The sequence below is a fragment of the Deltaproteobacteria bacterium genome (genome assembly GCA_028818775.1).
Classification (GTDB): Bacteria; Desulfobacterota; Binatia; order UBA9968; family JAJDTQ01; genus JAJDTQ01.
The window spans coordinates 1-20,976 of sequence record JAPPNE010000150.1; the positions used below are offsets into that span (position 1 = coordinate 1).

At 67.3% G+C, this 20,976-nt stretch carries 18 protein-coding genes; 11 read left to right on the forward strand and 7 right to left on the reverse strand.

Annotated elements, in window-relative coordinates:
- The first annotated feature begins 148 nt into the window (after positions 1-148).
- Genes OXU42_16255 through OXU42_16265 form a run of 3 tightly spaced genes read left to right on the forward strand, consistent with a single transcriptional unit; the run spans position 149 to position 3,363 of the window.
- Positions 149-634, forward strand: a complete 486-nt coding sequence (locus tag OXU42_16255) for a tripartite tricarboxylate transporter TctB family protein (GenBank protein MDE0030940.1) — start codon at positions 149-151, stop codon at positions 632-634.
- A gap of 12 nt (positions 635-646) precedes the next feature.
- Positions 647-2,167, forward strand: coding sequence for a tripartite tricarboxylate transporter permease (locus tag OXU42_16260; GenBank protein ID MDE0030941.1), 1,521 nt, complete (start codon positions 647-649; stop codon positions 2,165-2,167).
- A gap of 5 nt (positions 2,168-2,172) precedes the next feature.
- Entirely contained in the window at positions 2,173-3,363 is a 1,191-nt protein-coding gene (locus OXU42_16265) for a methionine synthase (GenBank protein MDE0030942.1), read from the forward strand.
- 46 nt (positions 3,364-3,409) lie between these two features.
- Here OXU42_16265 and OXU42_16270 read toward each other — a convergent pair whose 3' ends face one another.
- Positions 3,410-4,258, reverse strand: a complete 849-nt coding sequence (locus OXU42_16270) for an SDR family NAD(P)-dependent oxidoreductase (GenBank protein MDE0030943.1) — start codon at positions 4,256-4,258, stop codon at positions 3,410-3,412.
- Positions 4,259-4,361: 103 nt separating this feature from the next.
- A complete protein-coding gene (locus OXU42_16275; GenBank protein ID MDE0030944.1) occupies positions 4,362-5,573 on the reverse strand; it encodes a D-alanyl-D-alanine carboxypeptidase in 1,212 nt (403 codons plus the stop codon).
- Positions 5,574-5,813: 240 nt separating this feature from the next.
- On the opposite strand from OXU42_16275, the gene OXU42_16280 reads away from it, so the two are divergent.
- Positions 5,814-6,803 (forward strand): glutathione S-transferase family protein, encoded by a 990-nt coding sequence (locus OXU42_16280; GenBank protein ID MDE0030945.1) that lies wholly within the window; start codon positions 5,814-5,816, stop codon positions 6,801-6,803.
- A gap of 148 nt (positions 6,804-6,951) precedes the next feature.
- Positions 6,952-7,671: an isochorismatase family protein gene (locus tag OXU42_16285; protein MDE0030946.1), complete on the forward strand. Its 720-nt coding sequence runs from the start codon at positions 6,952-6,954 to the stop codon at positions 7,669-7,671.
- 172 nt (positions 7,672-7,843) lie between these two features.
- Here OXU42_16285 and OXU42_16290 read toward each other — a convergent pair whose 3' ends face one another.
- Positions 7,844-8,986, reverse strand: coding sequence for an LLM class flavin-dependent oxidoreductase (locus OXU42_16290; protein MDE0030947.1), 1,143 nt, complete (start codon positions 8,984-8,986; stop codon positions 7,844-7,846).
- An 85-nt stretch (positions 8,987-9,071) separates the two neighbouring features.
- A complete protein-coding gene (locus OXU42_16295; protein MDE0030948.1) occupies positions 9,072-10,436 on the reverse strand; it encodes a hypothetical protein in 1,365 nt (454 codons plus the stop codon).
- Positions 10,437-10,575: 139 nt separating this feature from the next.
- On the opposite strand from OXU42_16295, the gene OXU42_16300 reads away from it, so the two are divergent.
- The 3 genes from OXU42_16300 (at position 10,576) to OXU42_16310 (ending at position 14,829) form a co-directional block, all read left to right on the forward strand.
- Positions 10,576-12,120, forward strand: a complete 1,545-nt coding sequence (locus OXU42_16300) for a DUF255 domain-containing protein (GenBank protein MDE0030949.1) — start codon at positions 10,576-10,578, stop codon at positions 12,118-12,120.
- Between the two features lie 102 nt (positions 12,121-12,222).
- A complete protein-coding gene (locus OXU42_16305) occupies positions 12,223-13,503 on the forward strand; it encodes a hypothetical protein (GenBank protein ID MDE0030950.1) in 1,281 nt (426 codons plus the stop codon).
- 39 nt (positions 13,504-13,542) lie between these two features.
- On the forward strand, positions 13,543-14,829 hold the full coding sequence (locus OXU42_16310; protein ID MDE0030951.1) for a glycine/betaine/sarcosine/D-proline family reductase selenoprotein B: 1,287 nt from the start codon (positions 13,543-13,545) through the stop codon (positions 14,827-14,829).
- A gap of 67 nt (positions 14,830-14,896) precedes the next feature.
- Here the strand turns inward: OXU42_16310 and OXU42_16315 are convergent, their stop codons facing one another.
- Complete coding sequence (locus tag OXU42_16315; GenBank protein ID MDE0030952.1) at positions 14,897-15,976, reverse strand: PQQ-dependent sugar dehydrogenase; 1,080 nt, start codon at positions 15,974-15,976, stop codon at positions 14,897-14,899.
- 367 nt (positions 15,977-16,343) lie between these two features.
- Here OXU42_16315 and OXU42_16320 point away from each other — a divergent pair, with 367 nt between their 5' ends.
- Positions 16,344-17,918: a hypothetical protein gene (locus tag OXU42_16320; GenBank protein MDE0030953.1), complete on the forward strand. Its 1,575-nt coding sequence runs from the start codon at positions 16,344-16,346 to the stop codon at positions 17,916-17,918.
- A gap of 7 nt (positions 17,919-17,925) precedes the next feature.
- Here OXU42_16320 and OXU42_16325 read toward each other — a convergent pair whose 3' ends face one another.
- Together OXU42_16325 and OXU42_16330 are read right to left on the reverse strand one after the other, a co-directional pair.
- Positions 17,926-18,669 (reverse strand): SDR family NAD(P)-dependent oxidoreductase, encoded by a 744-nt coding sequence (locus OXU42_16325; protein MDE0030954.1) that lies wholly within the window; start codon positions 18,667-18,669, stop codon positions 17,926-17,928.
- A gap of 17 nt (positions 18,670-18,686) precedes the next feature.
- Complete coding sequence (locus OXU42_16330; protein ID MDE0030955.1) at positions 18,687-19,442, reverse strand: glucose 1-dehydrogenase; 756 nt, start codon at positions 19,440-19,442, stop codon at positions 18,687-18,689.
- Positions 19,443-19,518: 76 nt separating this feature from the next.
- Between OXU42_16330 and OXU42_16335 the strand changes: the two genes are divergently transcribed.
- Positions 19,519-20,313, forward strand: a complete 795-nt coding sequence (locus OXU42_16335) for an ATP-binding cassette domain-containing protein (protein ID MDE0030956.1) — start codon at positions 19,519-19,521, stop codon at positions 20,311-20,313.
- Positions 20,314-20,336: 23 nt separating this feature from the next.
- On the forward strand, positions 20,337-20,976 hold a 640-nt coding region (gene xth, locus OXU42_16340; protein MDE0030957.1), incomplete at its 3' end, for an exodeoxyribonuclease III.

A 20,976-nucleotide genomic window follows, 5' to 3' on the forward strand; every position in this document is an offset into this window, starting at 1 on the left:
TTTTTCTTAAAAAAATATAATTAAATTAAAATCTTTTTTCTCCACCCGCTCGCTTTCAAAACCAACCCCCCCCCCCCGGGCGGGCGCGCGGGCGCCCCCCCCCCCGGCTTGTCTCCCCGTAGCGCGAGGGACAAAGAGGAGTGATTTCATGACCCTCGAACGCGCGATCGCCCTTGTTTTCGTCCTCATTTGCCTGATCTACGGGTACACGGCCTTCGTGGTCATGGAGGCCTCGATCCTTCCATTCGAGCGCAACCTGGCGTTCCTGCCCAACGTGCTCCCCAAGTGGTTGAGCGTCCTCGGCGTGCTGGTGGGGCTCGCGGTGCTGATCCAGTCCGGTTCCGGAACCGGCGGCCAGACCGCCGACGACGACATCGATATCGGCAACCTCCGGCAGTACAAGCTCGGGCAGGCGGTGCTGCTGCTGGTGCTCATGATCGTCTATGCCCTGCTGCTCAGACCCGTGGGCTTCCTGACCACGACAACGCTCTTTCTGATTCTCGGGGCGATGATACTGGGCGAGCGGCGCTACGTCCTGCTCGTTCCGGTCGCCCTGCTCTCGGCGTTCCTGATCTGGTACCTGGTGCAGGAAGTGCTCGGCATCTTCCTCCGCCCCTGGCCCTGGTTTCTTTAGCGGAGGCGAACGATGGTTGAAGGAATCCTCGCCGGTCTGTCGACCGCCTTCAGCATTCAGAACCTCCTCATGGTCGTCGCCGGGTGCCTCATCGGCACCCTGATCGGCATGCTGCCCGGCCTCGGGCCCATGTCCATCATCGCCATCATGATCCCCATCGCCATACAGATCGGCGACCCCGCCGCGGCGCTGATCCTGCTGGCGGGCGTGTACTACGGCGCCATCTTCGGCGGCTCCACTTCCTCCATCCTCATCAACGCGCCCGGAGTGGCCGGCACCGTCGCCACGGCGTTCGACGGCTACCCCCTGGCGCGGCAGGGACAGGCCGGCAAGGCGCTCACCGTCGCGGCCATCGGGTCTTTCTCCGGGGGCACCATCGGCGCCATCCTGCTCATGGGGTTCGCGCCGGGACTGGCCACCGTGGCCCTGTTGTTCCACTCCGCCGAGTACTTCGCGCTGATGGTGGTGGGGCTTGCCGCCATCGCCGCTTTCGCGGGCTCCGGCCAGGTGGCCAAGGCGCTGATGATGACGGTCCTGGGGGTGATGCTGGCGACCGTGGGCGAAAGCGCGCTGTTCAACGCGCCGCGCTTCACCTTCGGCGTCTACGACCTTCAGAGCGGCATCAGCTTCATCACCCTCGCCATGGCCCTGTTCGCCCTGCCGGAGGCCCTGTACCTGGTGCTCAACCCGAAACGCTCGGAACGGAGCGGCGACGACGGCGGCAAGATCGCGAACCTGCGGATCACGCGCGACGAGGCGAAGGAGATCGCCCCCGTCATCGGCCGCCAATCGCTCCAGGGTTTCTTCATCGGGGTGATGCCCGGCGCGGGTGCCACCATCGCGTCGTTTCTCGGCTACGCGGTGGAACGCAACATCGCCAAGGGGGAGGACCGGGCCAAGTTCGGCAAGGGCTCCATCAAGGGACTCGCGGCGCCGGAGACCGCCAACAACGCGGCCTGCACCGGCTCCTTCGTGCCGCTGCTCACCCTGGGCATTCCCGGGTCCGGCACCACCGCCATCCTGCTGGGCGCCCTCATCGCCCTCAACGTGGCGCCGGGACCGCGCCTGATGGTGGACAATCCCTCCATCTTCTGGGCGGTGATCATCTCCATGTACCTCGGCAACGTGGTGCTGCTGATCCTCAACCTGCCGCTCATCCCGTACATCGCCAAGCTGCTGGAGATCCCGCGCAACTACCTGATCCCGTTCATCCTGTTCTTCACCATGATGGGCAGCTACATCGGCCAGAACAACGCCACCGAGCTGCTGCTGCTCACCGGCATGGGGCTCGTGGCCACCATCATGCGCATGGCCGGCTACCCGCTGGCGCCGATGCTCATCGGCTTCATCCTCGGACCGCTGCTGGAGAACAACTTCGCGCGCGCCATGAACCTCACCGACGGCATCAGCTTCATATGGCAGCGGCCCATGACCCTGGCATTGCTGTTCTTCGCCGTCATCCTGATCTTCCTGCCGTCCATCCGCGCCGGGTTCGCGCGGCTCAAGGGAGATGAAGCCGCACAGGGGGATTGAGAACCATGAACGCTGAGACGGGTTTGCACACCCTTCGGGCGGAGCACATCGGCAGCCTGGTCCACCCCGACCCCTTGCGCGAGGTCTTTGAACGGCACGACCGGTACGAGGCCGGCGACGATGAGTTGCAACGGGCTCAGGACGAGGCCATCCAGGAAATCATCCGAAAGCAGGAAGCGGTAGGGCTGCAAGTCGTGGGCGACGGCGAGTTGCGGCGGCGCAACTTCCAGGAAAGCTTCTCCGCGTGCGTCTCGGGCTTCGATGTCCCTCGGGAATCCATCCGCTTCTACGTCCACGAGAACGTCAACACGACGCCCCTGGAACGCGCCGAGCAGGACTTCAATGCCGCGGGACCGGCCATCGTCACGCGGCGCAAGGCCGTTGCCAGACTGAGCCTGACGCGCAATCTGCCGCTGGAGGAGTACCGGTTCGCCAGCGGCGTCACCAGCCGCGTGGTCAAGCCCACGCTCATCGGCCCGGACCGCATCGCCCAACGGTTCAAGTGGGAAGACTCCCGGTCCGTCTACCCCGGCGGCCTGGACGAGTTCATCGACGACGTGGTGCGTATCGAGCGGCGCATGATCGCGGACCTGGTGGCGGCGGGCTGCCGCTACATCCAGATCGACGCGCCAGGCTACACCGCCTACGTGGACCAGGTCTCGCTGGACCGGATGCGCTCCCGCGGCGAGGACCCGGACGAGAACCTCGATCGGTCCATCCGCGCGGACAACGCCCTCATCGACGGCTTCCCGGGGGTGACCTTCGGCATCCACCTGTGCCGGGGAAACGCCCGCACCCACGACCCCGTGACCGGCGAGCTGGTGCCGCAGTGGCACCGGGAGGGGCACTACGACGCCATTGCCGAGCGCCTCTTCAACGGCCTGCGGCACCACCGCTTCCTGCTGGAATACGACAGCGAGCGCGCGGGCTCCTTCGAGCCGCTCCGGTTCGTTCCCGCGGGCAAGACTGTCGTGCTCGGGCTGGTCACCACCAAGAGCGCCCGGCTCGAAAGCGTCGACGAGCTGAGAAAACGCGTGGACGAAGCAGGCCGGCGCTGCCCGCTGGAGCAACTCGCCCTGAGCCCGCAATGCGGCTTCGCCAGCGGCCTCTACCACGAATCCCTGAGCGAGGACGACCAGTGGCGCAAGCTCGAGCGGATCGTGGAGACGGCTGCGGCGATATGGGGTGCGGCGTAGGGGCGACGGCCCGGCCGCCCCTACGGGAATACGGCAACGCGGGCGGCTACCGCCCCGGCGCGATGGCGGCCTGCCCCGCCTGCGGCCACGCGCACGGCGCGCTCGCCTTGGACAGGCGCTCCTCCAGCGGCAGGCTCTCGTCCCAGTGGTAGGCGATGAAGCGCCGGCCGTTGATGCCGTCGGACGCCTCCGACGCAAGCCACACCACCGGCTTCTCCATGACCGGCGGCTGGATCAACTGGTCCCGGTCGTAGGGGGCGTCCTGGGGGATCAGGTTGGTGTTGGCCGGCCCGCCCGGCACCAGGATGTTAGCGGTAACCCCGGTTCCCTCCAACTCCTGGCACAACGTCGCCATGAAGGCTTCGTGGCCCGCCTTGGACGGCCCGTAGGGTGAGCCGTAGGCCCGGTACATGGTGTCCAGGCTGGTGGTGACGCCGATGATGCGGCCCCAGCCCTTCTCGATCATGTGCCCCACGGCGGCGCGCACCATGTAGAAGGGACCGGCGCAGTTCACGCCGAAGACCCGCAGCCAGGCCTCGGGCGAGACCTCCCAGCACTTTTCGCGAAACTCGGAGGTCAGGCCGACGTTGCGCGGATTGGTTCCGGCGTTGTTGACGAGGATGTCCAGGCCGCCCAGGTCGGAGATGGCGGTGTTCACCGCCCGCGCCGCGCTCTCCCAACTGCTCACGCTCTCCACGATGGGCAGGACGCTGTCCTGACCGGCCACGGCGCGCACCTCGTCGGCCGTGCGGTTGACCCACTCCTCGCTCACGTCCATCATGGCCACACGCGCCCCCGCCGCGGTGAGCGCGAACGTCATGCGCCGGCCGAACCCGATGGGGCTGCCGGCCCCGGTCACCAACGCCACTGTTCCTTCCAAAGGTCTGTCAGCCATTTGCGCATGCCTCCTGTTCTGCGAGCCGTTCACGGTGACTCGTGCGCGTCACCACGACCGGACTCGTACACCAGTGTTCCCCGCCGATGCAAGGACAACCGCCCTACTCCGGCGGTTCCAGCCTTGCCTCCATGAACGCGGGAGGCGGCGCCGCTCCGGCCGGCAAGGGCCATGGGCCACCTGCATCGAGCAGCCTCCGGAGGAAAGCGTTCTGACGCTCCCGGGCGACCCACAGCGGCACGGCACGGGTCATGATGGCGAAGAACGTACGCCCGTACTTCCGTGTGTACGCCACCCCGGCCAAAGTCGAGATCCGCAGCACGCGCACGGTGCCCGACTTGCCCACCATCGCTCCGCGATAGCGTGGCGCCCCCAGCCGATCCTCAAGGGTTCCGGGATCCACGCCAGCCACCGGAAGCACGTCGGAGAAGGACAGGCCGCGCGTCCCGAGAGTCCGTTCCAGGGCCTCGAACATGGCCACCACGGCGCGCGGGCTCATCTGGTTGTTGCGTCCGTCCCCCGCGGCGTTGTCGATGACGATCGACGAACGGGGCACGCCGGCAACGCTTGCCCGCAGGATGCGTTGCACCTCTTCGGGGCCGCCGATCCGATAGGAGAACTCGTGGAAGTTGTCGTTGGAGTAGCTGTTGAAGTCCTTGAGATGGCGCAGTAGCGGCGGCGACGCATGCACCACGAGCGGACGCGGTGGATGCGGCTCGCCCCGCTTTCCGGCCATAGCGTCCCCGAACCGGAGTTTGTGTTCACTCAACGGTATGGATGCGCCGGGGAAGAGGGCACGGGTCACCACCGGCCAACTCTCGGCGCCCAGACGGCCCGTCCATACACGCTTGAGCCTGCGCCCGGCGGGGTCGGGGGTCCAGTCGAAGTAGAACGGCCCCTTCACGCGGATGGCTCCGTTCACCCCGCGGATGCCCTTGTCCCGGAGCCTCAACAGCACCCGAAACGCGTTGGCGAACAGGAAGTACGGATCGCCCTCCGCCTGCACGAGGAGATCGCCGTGGAGGGTCCCGCCGGTCACCGCGCCCGCGGCGAGAAACGTCGTCCGAAAGCGCCGGTCCGGGCGGAGCTTCGAGAGGAACGCCAGCGTGGTGGCGACCTTGGTGACCGATGCGGGATGGTACGGACGCGTGGAGTTCAACGCCGCCAGGACCTTGCCGTTCTCTCCTCGCACGAAAACCCCGTGGTCGGCCCCTATCTCCTTGCGAGCCAGCGATTGAAGCGGCAACTCGGCCGCGGCTGCCAACGCAGCCAAGAGGTGAACAGCCAGGAATGCGAGCCAGATGAGTCCGTGCATGGCTTCAGGAAGAGACGTTGGGACGGCGCTACGACAGTCCGAAGGATAACGCGACCCTGCAATGCGCACAATGTTGACGGAATGAAGCCCGTGGACTCCGCTCGTCCTGAGCGTAGCGAAGCGAAGTCTAAGGACGCCACCCAAGGCCGGGGTCACCTTGCAGCGGTAAGCCCGGAAAGGTATTCAAGGACGCATGCGGAACCTCTGGGCGAGGAGCCCACGGCAACAGGAGGACCGGACATGGGTGTTCTGATCGAAGGCAAGTGGCACGAGGACGGGCAGGTACAGACCGACTCCCGCGGCAGCTTCGTGCGCGACGACTCGGTCTTCCGCAACTGGGTGACCGCGGACGGCGCCGCGGGAACCACCGGCGAGGGAGGGTTCAACGCGGAGCCCGGGCGCTACCACCTGTTCGTCTCGCCCTCCTGCCCGTGGGCGCACCGGGCCATGATCCTGCGCAAGCTCAAGCACCTGGAGGACGTGGTCTCCATGTCCAGCGCGGACCGGCCGAAGTCGGCGGGCTGGTCCTATTCGCGCGGCATCGACGACCTTGCCCCCAGCGACGACGGCGTCTTCCGGCTGCACCAGGTCTACACCGCCGCCAAGGCCGACTACAGCGGCAAGGTCACGGTGCCGACGTTGTGGGACCGCCAACGCCGCACCATCGTCAACAACGAGTCGTCCGAGATCATCCGCATGTTCAACTCGGCCTTCGACGGCCTCACCGATGTCCGGGACGACTACTACCCGGACGAACTGCGCGCGGAGATCGACCGCATCAACGACTTCGTCTACGAGCACGTGAACAACGGCGTGTACCGCGCGGGCTTCGCCAAGTCGCAGGAGGCGTACGAGGAGGCGGTGAAGAAGGTCTTCCACGGCCTCGACACCATGGAGGGGTGGCTGGCCGAGCGCCGCTACCTGACCGGCGCGCGCGTCACCGAGGCCGACTGGCGCGCGTTCCCCACGCTGCTGCGCTTCGACCTGGTCTACCACGGCCACTTCAAGTGCAACCTCCGCCGCGTCCAGGACTACCCCAACCTGAGCGGCTACCTGCGCGAACTGTACCAGTGGCCGGGGGTCCGGGAGACCTGCGACCTCCACAAGATCAAGGCGGGCTACTACGGCAGCCAGTCCCACGTGAACCCCACCGGCATCGTCCCGCTGGGACCGGCCATGGATCACCTGGAGGAGCCGCACGGGCGGGAGATGCTGCCGGCGGCAGGCTGACGCGAGTCGCCTCCCGTTTGACTGTCACGACGGGAGCGTCATAAACAGGAAGCTATGCTTGGCTGAGTCGGATTACGCTTCGCTAATCCGACCTACCACTAGGCCGGAACGGAACTCTGGCAAACCAAACCATTGAAGGAGATGGATCATGAGTGAACGCGTATGGGATCGCTACCTCTCGGAACAGGACAAGGCGCACGTGGCCATGAGGCCGTCCAAGCCCATCGGCTTCGGCAAGAGGCCCGCACTGCTGCTCATCGACCTCTACCGCTGGGTGTTCGGCGACAAGCCCCAACCCGTGCTGGAGGCCATCAAGGACTGGCCCGGGAGCTGCGGCATGGCGGCGTGGGACTCCGTCCCCCACATCCAGCGGCTGCTGCGCACCGCGCGCGAGGTGGGCATCCCCATCATCCACATCTCGGGCCTGCCCGAGGCCGGCGTGGACGAGTGGTCCTTCCGGCGCGACGGAGGAACCGCCAACCTGTCGCCGGAAGCCCTGGAGCGGCGGCGCACCAAGTTCGACATCATCGACGAGGTAGCGCCGCAACCCGGCGAGGCGGTGCTGCGCAAGCTCTCGCCCAGCGCCTTCTGGGGCACGCCGCTGATGGCGCACCTGAACCAGCACGGCATCGACACCGTCATCGCCTGCGGCGAGAGCACCAGCGGCTGCGTCCGCGCCAGCGTGGTGGACGGCTGCACCTACCGCTTCCGCATGGTGGTGGCCGAGGAGTGCGTGTTCGACCGCCACGAGGCCTGCCACGCCATCAACCTGTTCGACATGAACCAGAAGTACGCCGACGTGCTGCCGCTCGACGACATCGTGCAGTACCTGCACGCGTGGCGCGCGGAACGGCCGGCGGAGGCGTAGCACCAAGTTGGCGCCCTTCGACTTCGCTTCGCGAAGCCTGTCCTGAGCTTGTCGAAGGGCTCAGGGCGAACGGGGTTCATTCAGCTCCCTTGCCGTTCGTCCTGAGCGTAGCGCCGCGTCAGCGGCGCGGAGTCGAAGGGCGCTCGCCCGGCGGAACCCGATCACATTCACTCTAGCCGTTGGTGAGGTTGCTGGGCTGCCCGTCCTCCCGCAGCTTCACCCCGCCATCGCTGGCGGCCCGGCGCAGGCGGTCCCACTCGTCCATGAACCCGTGGGTATGGCCGCGGAAATGGGGCATGACGTAGCGCGCGAACAGCTCCAGCGAGCGGCGCAGGTTCTGGCTGCCGGTCCACTCGTGGGTGGTGAGCAGGAGGCCGCCGAAGCCGCCGGTTTCCTGCTGCATGTGCTCGATGTGGCGGATGGCGTCATCCGGGGTGCCGATGATCCAGTCGCGCCGGTCCGCGGCCGAGCGCGCGGTGATCTCCGACGCCGGCTGGTCGGGATAGGACTCGTAGGGCCTCTTGAGGCCGATGGCGAAGAAGTACTCCATGTCCCGTGCGATGCCCGCCTCCACGTCCGCCCAAGCCTGCTCCCGCGTATCCGCGAGATAGACGCTGGTGGCGATGCGCCAGTTGTCCCGGCTGACGGTCTTGCCATACTTGGCCGCCGCGGCCTCCACGGTCTTCCACTGCTCGGAGTGGGCGGGATTGCGCCAACGGTTTTTGCCCGCGGGCGACAGCAGCATCATGCCGTGCTTGCCCACCATGTCGAGGCTCCCGGAGGTTCCCCCGGAGGCCACGGCCAGCGGCATGCGCGGCTGCTGGTACGAACGGAGTTGCAGCCGCATGCCCTCGAAGCTCCAGAACTCGCCGTGGTGGTCGATGGGCTCGGGCGACTCCAGCAGGCGCACGATGACGTCCACCGACTCCGCCAGCATGGCGTGGAGCTTTTCGTTGGGCAGGCCGAAGAGCTTCTTGTCGGTGACCAGCGCGCTCGGCCCCACGCCCAGGATGGCGCGGCCGCGGGTCAGGTGATCGAGGAACGCCATGCGCTCGGCCACGTGGAACGGGTGGTGGAACGGCGTGTTGATGACCGAGGTGCCCAGGCGGATGCGCTTGGCGTGGGCCGCGGCCTTGGCCAGCGCCAGCTCCGGCGCAGGCATGTTCTCCCAGCCGCCGGAGTGGTGTTCGCCGATGAAGAACTCGTCGAAGTCCAGTTCCTCGGCGTAGTGGATGAGCGAGATGTCCCGGTCGAAGGCCAGCGCCGGATTCTCCGACGGGTCGTGGATCGGCATCATGAAGAAGGAGAATTTCATCGTGTGACCTCGTTACTGTCCTGCCCCGTCCATTGCGCCAGGAGCGTGTCCGCGAAGTCGAAGGACGTCATTGCTCGGACCGCTCCTAGGCGGCGACGAAGTAACCGCCGGTGATGGCGTCGTGCCACAGCTTGATGGCGGCCGGCGCGATGCCCTGCGGCAGTCCGTCCTCGGCCTTCCAGAAGCTGTGCACGCCGGCGCCGAAGTGCGTCAGGTGGGTCCTGGGCGCGGGCCGCATGGCCGCGAAGGCAGGCAGGATCACCTCCTTGTAGACCTCCGGACTGTGGTCGCGGCTGTCCTTGGTGATGGCGAACAGGAACGGCGGCAGCGGCGGCGCGTCCGCGCCCGACAGCTCCCGCGGGTAGCCGCGGTAGCGGGCCACCAGCGCCTCGGTCTCGTCGGCGTTCATGTCCAGGCGCTTGGCGCTGACCCTGGCGGCCTCCGTCAACGACGCCGCGATGTCGTGGGTGATGACGTACTCGGCCTTGAACTGGGGCCGCGCCCTGGCCCGGTCCCAGGTGTCGAGGATCTCCTCCATCAGCAGGGGCAGTTGCATCAACGCCGCCGGCCCCTGCTGGCCCAGGGCCTCGGGCCCGGCGTAGCGCGCCAGGTCGCGCCAGGTGCGGATGTACAGCTCGTTGAACGGGTCGCTGCGCACCGCGTCGTCGGTGCTCACGCGCTCGAAGCCGGACACCTTTCCCAGCGAGCCGCTCCAGTTGTCGCGCATGGCGCCCACGTGGCCGAACGGCGTGTGCTCGGTGGCCACCACGCCGGCGAAGTTGGGCACCCGCTGGGACAGCATGGAGACGAAGGGGCCGCCGGTGGAGTGGCCCTCGCCGTAGATGGAGAACGTTCCCTCGGGCAGGTGCCGGCGCATGGCCTCCTTCATGCCCTCCTCGAAGGCCACGGGCCACGCCGCCATGCGGTAGTAGAAGTTGGTGCCGGGCTTGGCCCGCGCCACGGTGCGGGTGCCGTAGCGCGGCCGCATGGACACGTCGCGGGCCACCTCGTACTCGTCGCGCCCGATGGGCTCGCCCTGCTTCCAGATGGGCGTGCGCACGCTGCCGTCCGCGTGGATCGTGTCATCGGGCCAGTCGCGGCTCGCGTCCGGGAAATAGAACCGCCCGGGAAACGTGGCGCTCACGACCTTGAAGCCGAACTTGCCGGCCGCGAGCATGGCCACCCGGTCCATGGTCTTTTGGTCCCCGGACCCGCCGTGGAGCAGGAAGATTCCCACCTTGCGGCCGTCGGCGCCGGCGGGAATCCGGCTCTCGTCCTCGGGCTGGTACACGGCCATGCCGATGTCCCATTCCAGTCCCAGCGCCTCGATGCGGATGATGTCCTCCTCGACGCGAACGGGGATGTCGGGCCGGGCGAGGACCGTTTCGGAGTGGCGGATGGTTTGTTCCCTGGACACGGCGGCGGGAAGGTCGATGGTTGAAGCGGACATGGGCAACCTCCGGTGGTAATGCGAGTTCCTGTCTACTATAGACGCCGGCCCGCCGCCACACGCCCGCCGAGCCGCCTTGCCGGCGGCCGGTAATCCTGTGCATATTGTCGGGGACTCCGGTTCCAGGACACCGCCGCCCATGTTTCGCTTTTCCCCCAACCCCAACGACGCGCACCGCATCCATTGGCACGACTGGGGGCCGGCCGCGTTCGAGCGCGCCCGCGACGAGGGCAAACCCGTGATGCTCTTCCTCGGCGCATTCTGGTGCGGCGTATGCCAGCGCATGGACGAGACCACGCTGTCGCACACGGAAGTCATCGCGCTGCTCAACGCCTACTTCGTGCCGGTGCGGGTGGAAGACGCCCAGCGGCCGGACATTGACGTGCGCTACAACCGGAACGGCTGGCCCACCATCGTGTTCATGAGCGCCGGCGGCGACTATCTCGCCGGCATCAACTACCTGTCGGCCACGGACTTTACCGACGTGCTGGTGCGGATTCACGTGGGGTACCAAGAGCGCGGGAACGATTCGGAGACGCAGTCCGTCGCGGCGGCTTCCGCGGGACCTGATCCACCTGCGCCGGCACCGCATCATCCTTCGGCCGAAGACCCGTCCCCCGACCCGGGTGCGCTGGACAGAATCACGGAGAACGTCTGGCGCCTCGCCGACCCCGTGCACGGCGGCTACGAGGTCGACCGCAAGTTCCCCCACTGCGAAGTCAACGAGTTCCTGCTCCTCCGCTACCAGGCCACGGACGACACGCGCTTCCTCAACCACGTGCGCCTCACCCTCTACAACATGCACCAGAGCAAGACCCACGATCCCGAGGGCGGTTTCTTTCGCTACTCGTCGAAACGGGACTGGAGCGAGCCGCACCACGAGAAGCTCTTGTCCGACCACGCCGGCCTGTTGGACAACGCCCTGCACGTGTTCGAGCTGACTCGGGAGTCCTTTTTCCGCGAGCTGGCGGAGGAATTGCTGGACTACCTCCACCGGGGATTCCGCGACCTGTCCCTGCCGTTCTTCCACGGCTGTCGCGACTACATCCGCGTCACCCCCGGCCGGGACGATCCCCCGGGTTCGCTGCCGCACAGGGACCGGGGCATGTTCTCCATCACCGATCCCTGGATGTACACCGACGCCAACGCCCGCGCCGTGCGCGCCTGTCTTCGAGCCGCCCGCACCTTGGGGCGCCAGGACTGTGCCGAGCAGGCGCTGGCGACCCTGCGCCTGCTGCTGGAGCGCTCCTGGGACGGCTCCCGCGGCGTGGCGCACTATTTCGACGACGCCCCGCGGCTGCGGGGACTGCTGGCCGACCAAGTCTGCATGGGACGCGCGCTGATCGAGGGATTCGAGACTGCGAACGAACCGCTGCTCCGGCAACGCGCCGAGGCGCTCGCGGAATTCATCCGCGTCCACCTGCGGAACCCGGCTGGGGGTTATTTCGACATCGCGGAGAAAGGCCCTGCCTACCTCCACTATCCCCTCACCCTCATCACCGAGAACGGCGCCGCCGCGCGTTTCTTCCTCAGGCTGTTCGACCTGACCGGCAAGTCCGAGCACCGGGACGCCGCCCTGTGGGCGCTCAAGTGCTTCGTCGGAGACTTCGACGACTACGGCGTGCACGCGGCGGAATACGGCACCGCCGTGGGCGAATACATGGCTCGCACCGATCCGCGGTGATCCACCCATCCAATCCAGGGGTGGATGCGTGGTTTCAACCGCTTTGAATCGCCCCGTGAATGTGGAATCATGTGCCCGACTCCGAAGGATGGAGGTCTCCGCGTGAACCTGACCCTGGCGTACCATCCGGTGCGAGCCCTTCGATTCGGCACGCACACGCGACTGGACGGAACCACCCTGGAAATCGACACCGACGAGCTGCGCCGAGTGCTGCTCGAAGACGAAGCACTGAGCGACGCCACCTTCGACCTCGCGGCTCCGGGCGAAGACTGCCGCGCCGGACCCGTGTTCGACATCGTTGAGCCCAGGGCCAAGGCGGACGGCGGCAGCCCCGACTTTCCCGGGATACTCGGGCCTCCGCTGACGGCCGGCATGGGCACGACCCACGTGCTGTCGGGCATGGCCGTGACGGTGCTGGACGAGCACGCCGCGGGCGGCTCGCGCGGCGCCGTGGGCCGGGTGCTGCAGATGAACGGACCGGCCGCGGAGGGTTCCTGGTACTCCGGGCTGCATCACCTGATCGCCATTCCCCGCGTGAAGCCGGGGACGGAAGCCCACGCCGCCAAGCGCGCCAAGCGCACGGCCGCGCTCAGGGCCGCGGTTCACCTGGCCCGGGCCGCGCTCTCGCACGCGCCCGCGGAGAGCCGGACGTTCGAGCCCGTCAACCCCGGGCCTCCGGGCCGCCCCGATCTTCCCCGTGTCGCGTACGTGGGGCAGATCTTCTCGCGCCAGCGGGCGGCCGAACTGGACGAGCCGGTGCTCTACGGACTCAACACCACCGGCATGCTGCCGGTGCTGCTGCACCCGGACGAGTGGCTCGACGGCGCGCTGGTAACCTCCTACTACACCTCCATGGGCGGCGCCGAGACCTATGGCTACCAGAACCATCCCATCATCATGGAGTTGTACCGGCGGCACCATGCCGGCGAGCTGAACTTCGTCGGCGCCGTGGCGAGCGTCGCCGGGTCGGACAACGCCGACCGCGACCGCAACTGCCGCACGGCCGCCTCGCTGGTGCAATGGGCGCTCAACGCCGACGCCGCGGTGCTCACCAAGTACGGCGGCGGCGTGCCCCACGCCGACCTGGCGGAAACCGCGCGACTCCTGGAGTCCGCGGGCATCCGCACCTCCGTCATGGTGTCGGACGTGTCACGCGACCGCCGCGTGGAGTCGGCCCTGCTGTTCAACTTTCCCGAAGTGAACGCCATCGTCTACGGCGGCGGCAACGATACCCGCTGGCAGGTGCCGCCGGCGGGCCGCATCATCGCGGCGACCCCGGCCATCGGCGAGCTCCTTGCCGGCGTCCGCGAACTCAACGCCATGAACGTGGCCGGCATCACCAACCAGCAGGGTGCGTCGCGCCTGCGGGCCGTGGTGTATTGAAATGTACGCGTCACAACTTCGAACAGGGAGGCCGTAACCATGAGGATCGTCCACTACCTGAACCAGTTCTTCGGGGGCATCGGCGGCGAGGAGCAGGCCGGGAGCCCGCTTCGAGCCATGGAGAACGCCGTCGGTCCGGGCCGCCTGCTGGAGCAGACCCTGGGCGACGGCGCCGCCGTCGTCACCACCCTGGTGTGCGGCGACAACCACGCCGTGGAGCACCAGGAAGAGCTGGTGGCCGCCGTCCTGGACCATGTACGCAACGCCCGGGCCGACCTGTTCGTGGCCGGCCCCTGCTTTGACGCGGGCCGCTACGGCATGGCCGCCGGCGCCCTGTGCACCGCCGTGCAAAATGAGATCGGCATCCCGGCCATCACCGCCATGCACGAAGAGAACCCCGGCGTCGACCTCTACCGCGAAAGCCTCTACATCGTCGACTCCGGCAAGAATGCCGCCAACATGAAGCAGGTGGTCCAACGCATGGCCGGCCTCGCGCGGAAGCGGGTGGCCGGCGAGCCCATCGGCCTGCCCGCCGAAGAGGGCTACCTGACCCGCGGCCTGATACGCGACCAGTTCGTGGACAAGACCTCGGCCGAGCGGCTCGTGGACATGGTCCTGGCCAAGGTCCAGGCGCGGCCGTTCGACACCGAGATGCCCGTGACCGCCTTCGAGCCCGTGGCCAAACCCAGGGGCGTCGACGACCTCGCCAAGGCCAAGGTCATGCTCATCACCGACGGCGGCCTCGTGCCCAAGGGCAACCCGGACAACATCGAGGGCATGGCCGCCACCCGCTGGGGCGCCTACGACATCGCCGGCGCCGACGACTTGGCGGGCGAGGACTACGAGATCTCCCACGGCGGCTACGACCCGCGCTTCGTCCAGGCCGACCCGGACCGCCTCGTGCCCCTCGACGCCCTGCGCCAACTGGAGAAGGAAGGCGTGGTCGGCCAGGTCCACGGCGAGTTCCTCTCCACCTCCGGCCTGTCCAACCCCCTGTCCAACACCCGCCGGCTGGGCCGGGAGATGGCCGAGAAGGTCAAGCGCGAGGGGGTCGACGCCGTCATCCTCACCTCCACGTGAGGCACCAGCACTCGCAGCGGCGCTGCGATCACCACCGAGCTCGAGAAGGCCGGCGTCCCCGTCGTGCAGATGACCTCCGCCCTGCCCATCGCCAAGATGGTCGGCTCCAACCGCGTCGTGCTCGGCCACGGCATCGTCCACGTGGCCGGAGACGCGAGTCTGCCGGCGGAGGAGGAAAAGGCGTTGAGGCGCAAGCTCGTGGAGGAGGCGCTGGATTCGCTGAGGGCGGAGGGGGGCGCGGACTGAGCGCGTTCGGCGTCTTCGTTTGACCCCGAAGGCATCTTGCCCGCGGCGAGGCGGGAGTGTTCGATCGTCAACCGCCCGCCGGTTCCAGCCGCGCGAGCACCCCGGGCTGCTCGTCGCTCAGGATGTACACGTAGCCGTCGGGGCCGACCCGGACGTCCCGTATGCGCCCGAGGACACGGCTGAGGATCCGCTCTTCGCGCACCACCCGCTCTCCGTCGAGCTCGATGCGGGCGAGGAGACGGAAGACGAGCGCACCCACCAACAGATTGCCGCGCCAGCCGGGGAACTTGTCGCCGTCGTAGAAGGCCATGCCCGACGGTGCGATGGACGGTGTCCATTGGTGCAGCGGTTGGGCCATGCCCTCCTTGTGGGTCCCCTCGCCGATGCGCGTGCCGATCCCGTAGTTCCTGCCATAGGTGATCACCGGCCAGCCGTAGTTGACGCCGGCGCGGATGATGTTGATCTCGTCGCCGCCCTGCGGCCCGTGTTCGTGGGTCCACAACTCGCCGGTCCACGGGTTCATGGCGGCGCCCTGGATGTTGCGGTTGCCGATCGTGTAGATCTCCGGCCTGGCCCCGGCCACGGACAGAAACGGATTGTCCTTCGGCACCCCGCCGTCCTCGGTCAGGCGGATGACGGAGCCGGCATGATCGCCGAGATCCTGCGCGCGCGGCCGGCTGCCCCGGTCCCCCAGGGTCAGGAACACGTGCCCCTTGCCGTCGAACACCACCCGGCCGCCGAAATGGCGGCCGCCGAATGACTTGGGCAAGGCCCGGAACAGGACCCGCACGTCCGTCAACCGGTGTCCGTCGAGCCGGCCCCGGGCCAGCTCGGTGCCGTAGCCGCCGGGACCCCGACCGGCGTAGGCGAGATAGACAAGGCGGTTCTCCGCGAAACGGGGATGCAACACGACATCGTGCAGTCCGCCCTGCCGCCTCTCCACCACCGCTTCGGGAAGGCCGGAGACGGGAGTCGGGTCCAGCGTGCCGTCGGCGGCCACGTAGCGCAGCCGGCCCGCCCGCTCGGTGACCAGCATCCGCCCGTCCGGGAGGAATGCCAGCGACCAGGGGTGGTCGAGTCCGCGGGTCAGGATGCGCACGCGCACGGTGTGGCGCTCGGTCTGCTCCACCGTGTCGGCGGCCGCCATCCCGGACCAGCCGAGGATCAAAGCAAGAGCGCCGGCGGCGACGAGGCGCGCTTGAACCGGAAAAGTCGAGAGGGTTGCGGTGTTCACTGCGCGAATATGTACCGAACTCATAGTGGTAGTATACCGCTACTCAAAGCCTGGACAAGCACATACTGCGCGAGTTCGGCAAGCTGCCCCTGGTCGCGATGAAGCGCGAACGGGTGAAGGGAGGGTACCGAGTTTTTTTGCGTTGCCTATTGCCGTTCAGGTTCGGTAGAGTACGGCCCTGGCTCGTAATGTTGGCTTACGGCGCTGGCTGCGCTGACCGATATCACCCGCGCGGATGCCACGGGGCCGCCGGCACCGGAACAAACGGGATGGATTGATCATGACTCACGCCACAAGGACTTTGTGTCTTGCTGTCGCGCTGTGTCTGCCCCTTGCCGCTTGCGTCTCCACCGACGAGTATGAACGGCTGAAGCAGGAAAGAGACCAGGCGTTACGGGCAACGGAGATTGCGGAGAAGAGGGTTGCGGAGTTGACGAAAACCCTGGAACAGCGCGGCCAGGAGGTGAAGAGTCTCCAGGCCAAGGTCCAGGGGCTGGAGCAGGTCGCGACGAAGTCCCGCGGCGCACTTGAGCAGAGTGCGAAGGAACTCGCTGCCACGAAAGCGCAGGTCAACGAGCTGACCGCTACGGTGCGGGATCTGGAAGAACAAGCCAGGAAACTCACCGGCGCCAGGGACTCCCTGTCCAAGCAGAACGCGGATCTCACCGCGGCAAACCAAGCCTTGAACGCGGAAGTCGCCAAGAAGACGGAAACCGCGGCCCAAGCGCGGACGGAACTGGCGGCAGCGGCGCAATCATTGGACCGGACCCGGGCGGAGAAGGACAAGGCCTTGGCTGACCTCGACGCTCAACTCGCGGACAAGACCGCTACGGTGCGGGATTTGGAAGAACAAGCCAGGAAACTCACCGGCGTCAGGGACTCACTGACCAAGCAGAACGCGGATCTCGCCGCGGCCAAGGCCGAACTGGAAGAGAACGCCGTCGCGTTCTTGGGCAAACAGGACGAGTTGAACGCGGAAATCGCCAAGAAGACGGAAGCCGTGGCCCAAGCACGGATGGAACTGGCGGCGGCGGCGCAAGAAAGAGACCAGGCGTTACAGGCAAGAGAGGTTGCGGAGAAGAGGGTTGCGGAGTTGACGAAGACCCTGGAACAGCGCGGCCAGGAGGTCAAGAGTCTCCAGGCCAAGTTCCAGGAGCTGGAGCAGGCCGCGTCGAAGTCCCGCGGCGCGCTCGAGCAGAGTGCGAAGGAACTTGCTGCCACGCAAGCGCAGGTCAAAGAGCTGACGTTGGGGATGGTCGCCGTGACGGGTGAGCGCGACAGCGCGCGCAAGAGCGCCGAGGATCTGTCCAGGCAGCTCGAAGAGAAGAGCAAGGCGGCCGATGACCTCGCCGCTCAACTCGCGGACAAGACCGTTGCGCTCCAGGATTTGGAAGAACAGGCCAGGAAACTCGCCGGCGTCAGGGACTCGCTGACCCAGCAGAACGCGGATCTCACCGCGGCCAGGGCCGAACTGGAAGAGATCGCCGCCGCGCTATTGGGCAAACAGGACGAGTTGAACACGCGCGCGAAAGGCCTTGAGGAGCAGGTGGCGCAGAAAGACAAGGCCATCGAGGGAATGCGCGCCGAGGCTGATGGCCTGCACACGGCAAACCAGGCCTTGAACGCGGAAATCGCCAAGAAGACGGAAACCGTGGCCCGAGCGCGGATGGACCTGGCGGCGGCCGCGCAATCATTGCGCCGGACCCGGGCGGAGATGGACAAGGTCTTGGCCGATCTCGCCGCCAAGGAGAAGGAGTTGGCCGCGATGGTCGCGGAGGCCCAGGCAACCGCCGGTGAACGGCGCGTTCCTCGGACGGAGGGTGCTCCCCAAGGGCAAGGCGCCCCTCAACAGTGACGCCCTGCTACGGCATCACCATGCCGCCGTTCACGTGCAGGGTGGCGCCGGTGACGTAGTCGCTTTCGTCGGTGGCGAGGAAGAAGATGCCGTCGGCGATCTCCTCGGGCATGGCGGCGCGGCCCATGGGGAGGCCGCCGGAAAGCTTCGCCCACTCGTCCGCGTCGTACTTGCCGCGCACGCGGTCGGTGCCGGTAAGGCCGGGGGCGATGGTGTTGACGCGGATGCCGTGGGGCGCCAGCTCGGTGGCCAGGGACTTGGAGAAGGCGATGATGGCGGCCTTGGAGGCGGCGTAGTGGGTGCGCTCGGCGCCGCCGGTGACGCCGAAGTTGGAGGCAGTGTTGACGATGACGCCGCGGCCGGCCTGCTTCATGGGGGCGATGACCGCCTGGGAGCAGAGGAACGTGGTCTTGAGGTTCAAGTCCACGCACTCCTTCCATTGGGCGGGGGTGACGTCCTGGATCGCGCCCTTGTGGAAGGTGCCGCCGGCAAGGTTCACGAGGACGTCCATGCGGCCGCAGGCGGACAGGATGCGCTCGAACGCGGCGGTCACCTCGGCCTTGTTGGTCAGATCCGCCTGGATGAAGCGGCCTTCCACGTGCTTGGTTTCGAGGAGCGACGCCGTTGCGGCGCCGGCTTCGGCGTCCCGATCGAGGATGACGGGCGCGTAGCCCTCTTCGCTGAAACGCAGCGCCGTGGCGCGGCCGATGCCCCTCGCGCCTCCGGTGACGACAACCACTTTCGCATCCATCACAAAATCTCCCGACCTTACTGCATGATCGCGCCGCCGTTGACCACCACGGTCTGCCCGGTGACGAACCGTCCCCGGTCGCTGGCGAGGAAGACGGCCGCCTTGGCCATGTCGCGCGGCTGTCCGATGCGGCCGAGGGGGATCCGGGCGGCGCTGGCGTAAAGCTCTTCTTCGGTGCGATGGCCGCGGGGCTGGGCCGTATCCGACACCCCGGGGCAGATGCAGTTGACCGCGATGCCGGCGGGCGCCAGCTCCAGGGCGAGGCTCTTGGTGAATCCGATGATGCCGCCCTTGGAGGCCGCGTAGTGGGCGCCGTTGTCCGCTCCCTGGAGTCCGCGGCCGGAGGTGATGCTGATGATGCGGCCTCTCCGCCGCCGCTGTCGCAGCATGTACGGCGTCACGGCGCGGCTGCACAGGAACGTCCCGAAAAGGTTGGTGCCGATGACCCGCTCCCACTCTTCTTCGGCCATGTCCTCCACCGTGCTGGTCGGGTAGATGCCGGCGTTGTTGACCAGGATGTCGACCTTGCCGAAGCGGTCGAGGCATGCCTTCACCATGGCGTCGACGGAGTCCTCCCGCGACACGTCGGTGGCGTGGGCGAGAGCAATGCCGCCGGCCTCCTCGATCTTGCGCCGCACCGCCGCGGCGGTGTCTTCCCGCAACTCCGCCACCACGACGCACGCGCCCTCTTCCGCCATGGCCATGGCGATGGCCTCGCCGATTCCCTGCCCGCTTCCGGTGACGATAGCCGTCCGGCCTTCGAGTCTGCGCATGGGAATGCTATTTAGAACCTTCCACCCGCGTTGGCAACAAGGCCCCGAAGGCCGTGGACAAGGAAAACCGGAGAACATGAATACGTCGGTGCCACTCGACATTCGCAACGTCTCCTACTCGGCGGGGCAGCGCACGATTCTCGACTCCATCGAGTGGACCGTGCGTCAGGGCGAACACTGGGTGATTCTGGGACCCAACGGCTCGGGCAAGACCACGCTGCTGAAGATGGCGTGTGGGTACCTGTGGCCGAACCAAGGGGGCACCGTCTACCGCAACGGCAGCCGCCGGGTGGATCTTCGCGAGTTGCGCAAGGGCATCGGCTGGGTCACGGTCTCCCTGGCCTCCCAGATCCCCGCGCGGGAACGCGCGCTGCGGACGGTGGTGTCGGGCAAGTTCGCGCAGATCGGCCTCCTGGAGATGTCCACGGTCCGCCCGGTGGAGGAGGACTTCGCGCAGGCCGAGGGCCTCATGGGGCGCATGGGATGCCTGCGCGTGAAGGATCAGGCGTTCGGCACGCTTTCCCAGGGGGAGCAGCAGAAGGTGCTCATCAGCCGGGCGTTGATGGCCCGTCCCTACCTGATGTTCCTGGACGAACCGTGCGCGGGCCTGGATCCGGGGGCGCGGGAGGGTTTGCTGGCAGCGCTCCAGGAGCTGGGGCGCACCACCGACGCCACCGCGCTGGTCTATGTCACCCATCACATCGAGGAGATCCTGCCCGCCTTCGAGAAGACGCTGGTGCTCAAGGGCGGACGCGTGTTCCGGTCTGGCGAGACGGGAAAGGTCATCACCGAGATGCTGCTGCGGGAGCTTTACGAGACGCCGCTCGCATTGAGGCGGAGCAACGGGCGGTATTGGACGGTGGGTGCTTGAGAGAGGAGGAACCCTTGAAGGTCGTGACATGGAATCTGAACTCCATCCGGGCGCGGGAGGAGCGCCTCTTGAGCTGGCTGTCGCGCCACGATCCCGACGTCGTGTGCCTGCAGGAGACCAAGGTTACCGACGAGCAGTTTCCCCACGAGGTCCTGCGGGAGCGGGGCTATCACGCCGCCGCGCACGGCCAGCGGACCTACAACGGCGTGGCGATCCTGTCGCGCGAGCCCATCGAGGACGTGCGCATCGGCTTCGACGACGGCGCGGACGATCCCCAGGCGCGCTGCATCTGCGGCGTGGTCCAGGGCATCCGGTTCATCTCGGTGTATGTCCCCAACGGATCGACGGTGGAATCCGACAAGTACGTCTACAAGCGTGAATGGCTGGAGCGGCTGATGCCCTACCTGGACAAGACCCACGTTCCGGGAACGCCGCTGCTGATCTCCGGGGACTTCAACATCGCCCCAGAGGTGGCGGACGTGGCGGAGCCGGACGAATGGCGCGGCACCGTGCTGTTCAACCCCGACATGACCGGCGTGATGACGCGGCTCGCGGACTGGGGCCTCCGAGACGTGGTGCGGATGCACAAACCCGATCCGGGGCTCTACTCGTGGTGGGACTACCGCCAGCTCGCGTTCCCGCGCAACCAGGGACTGCGCATCG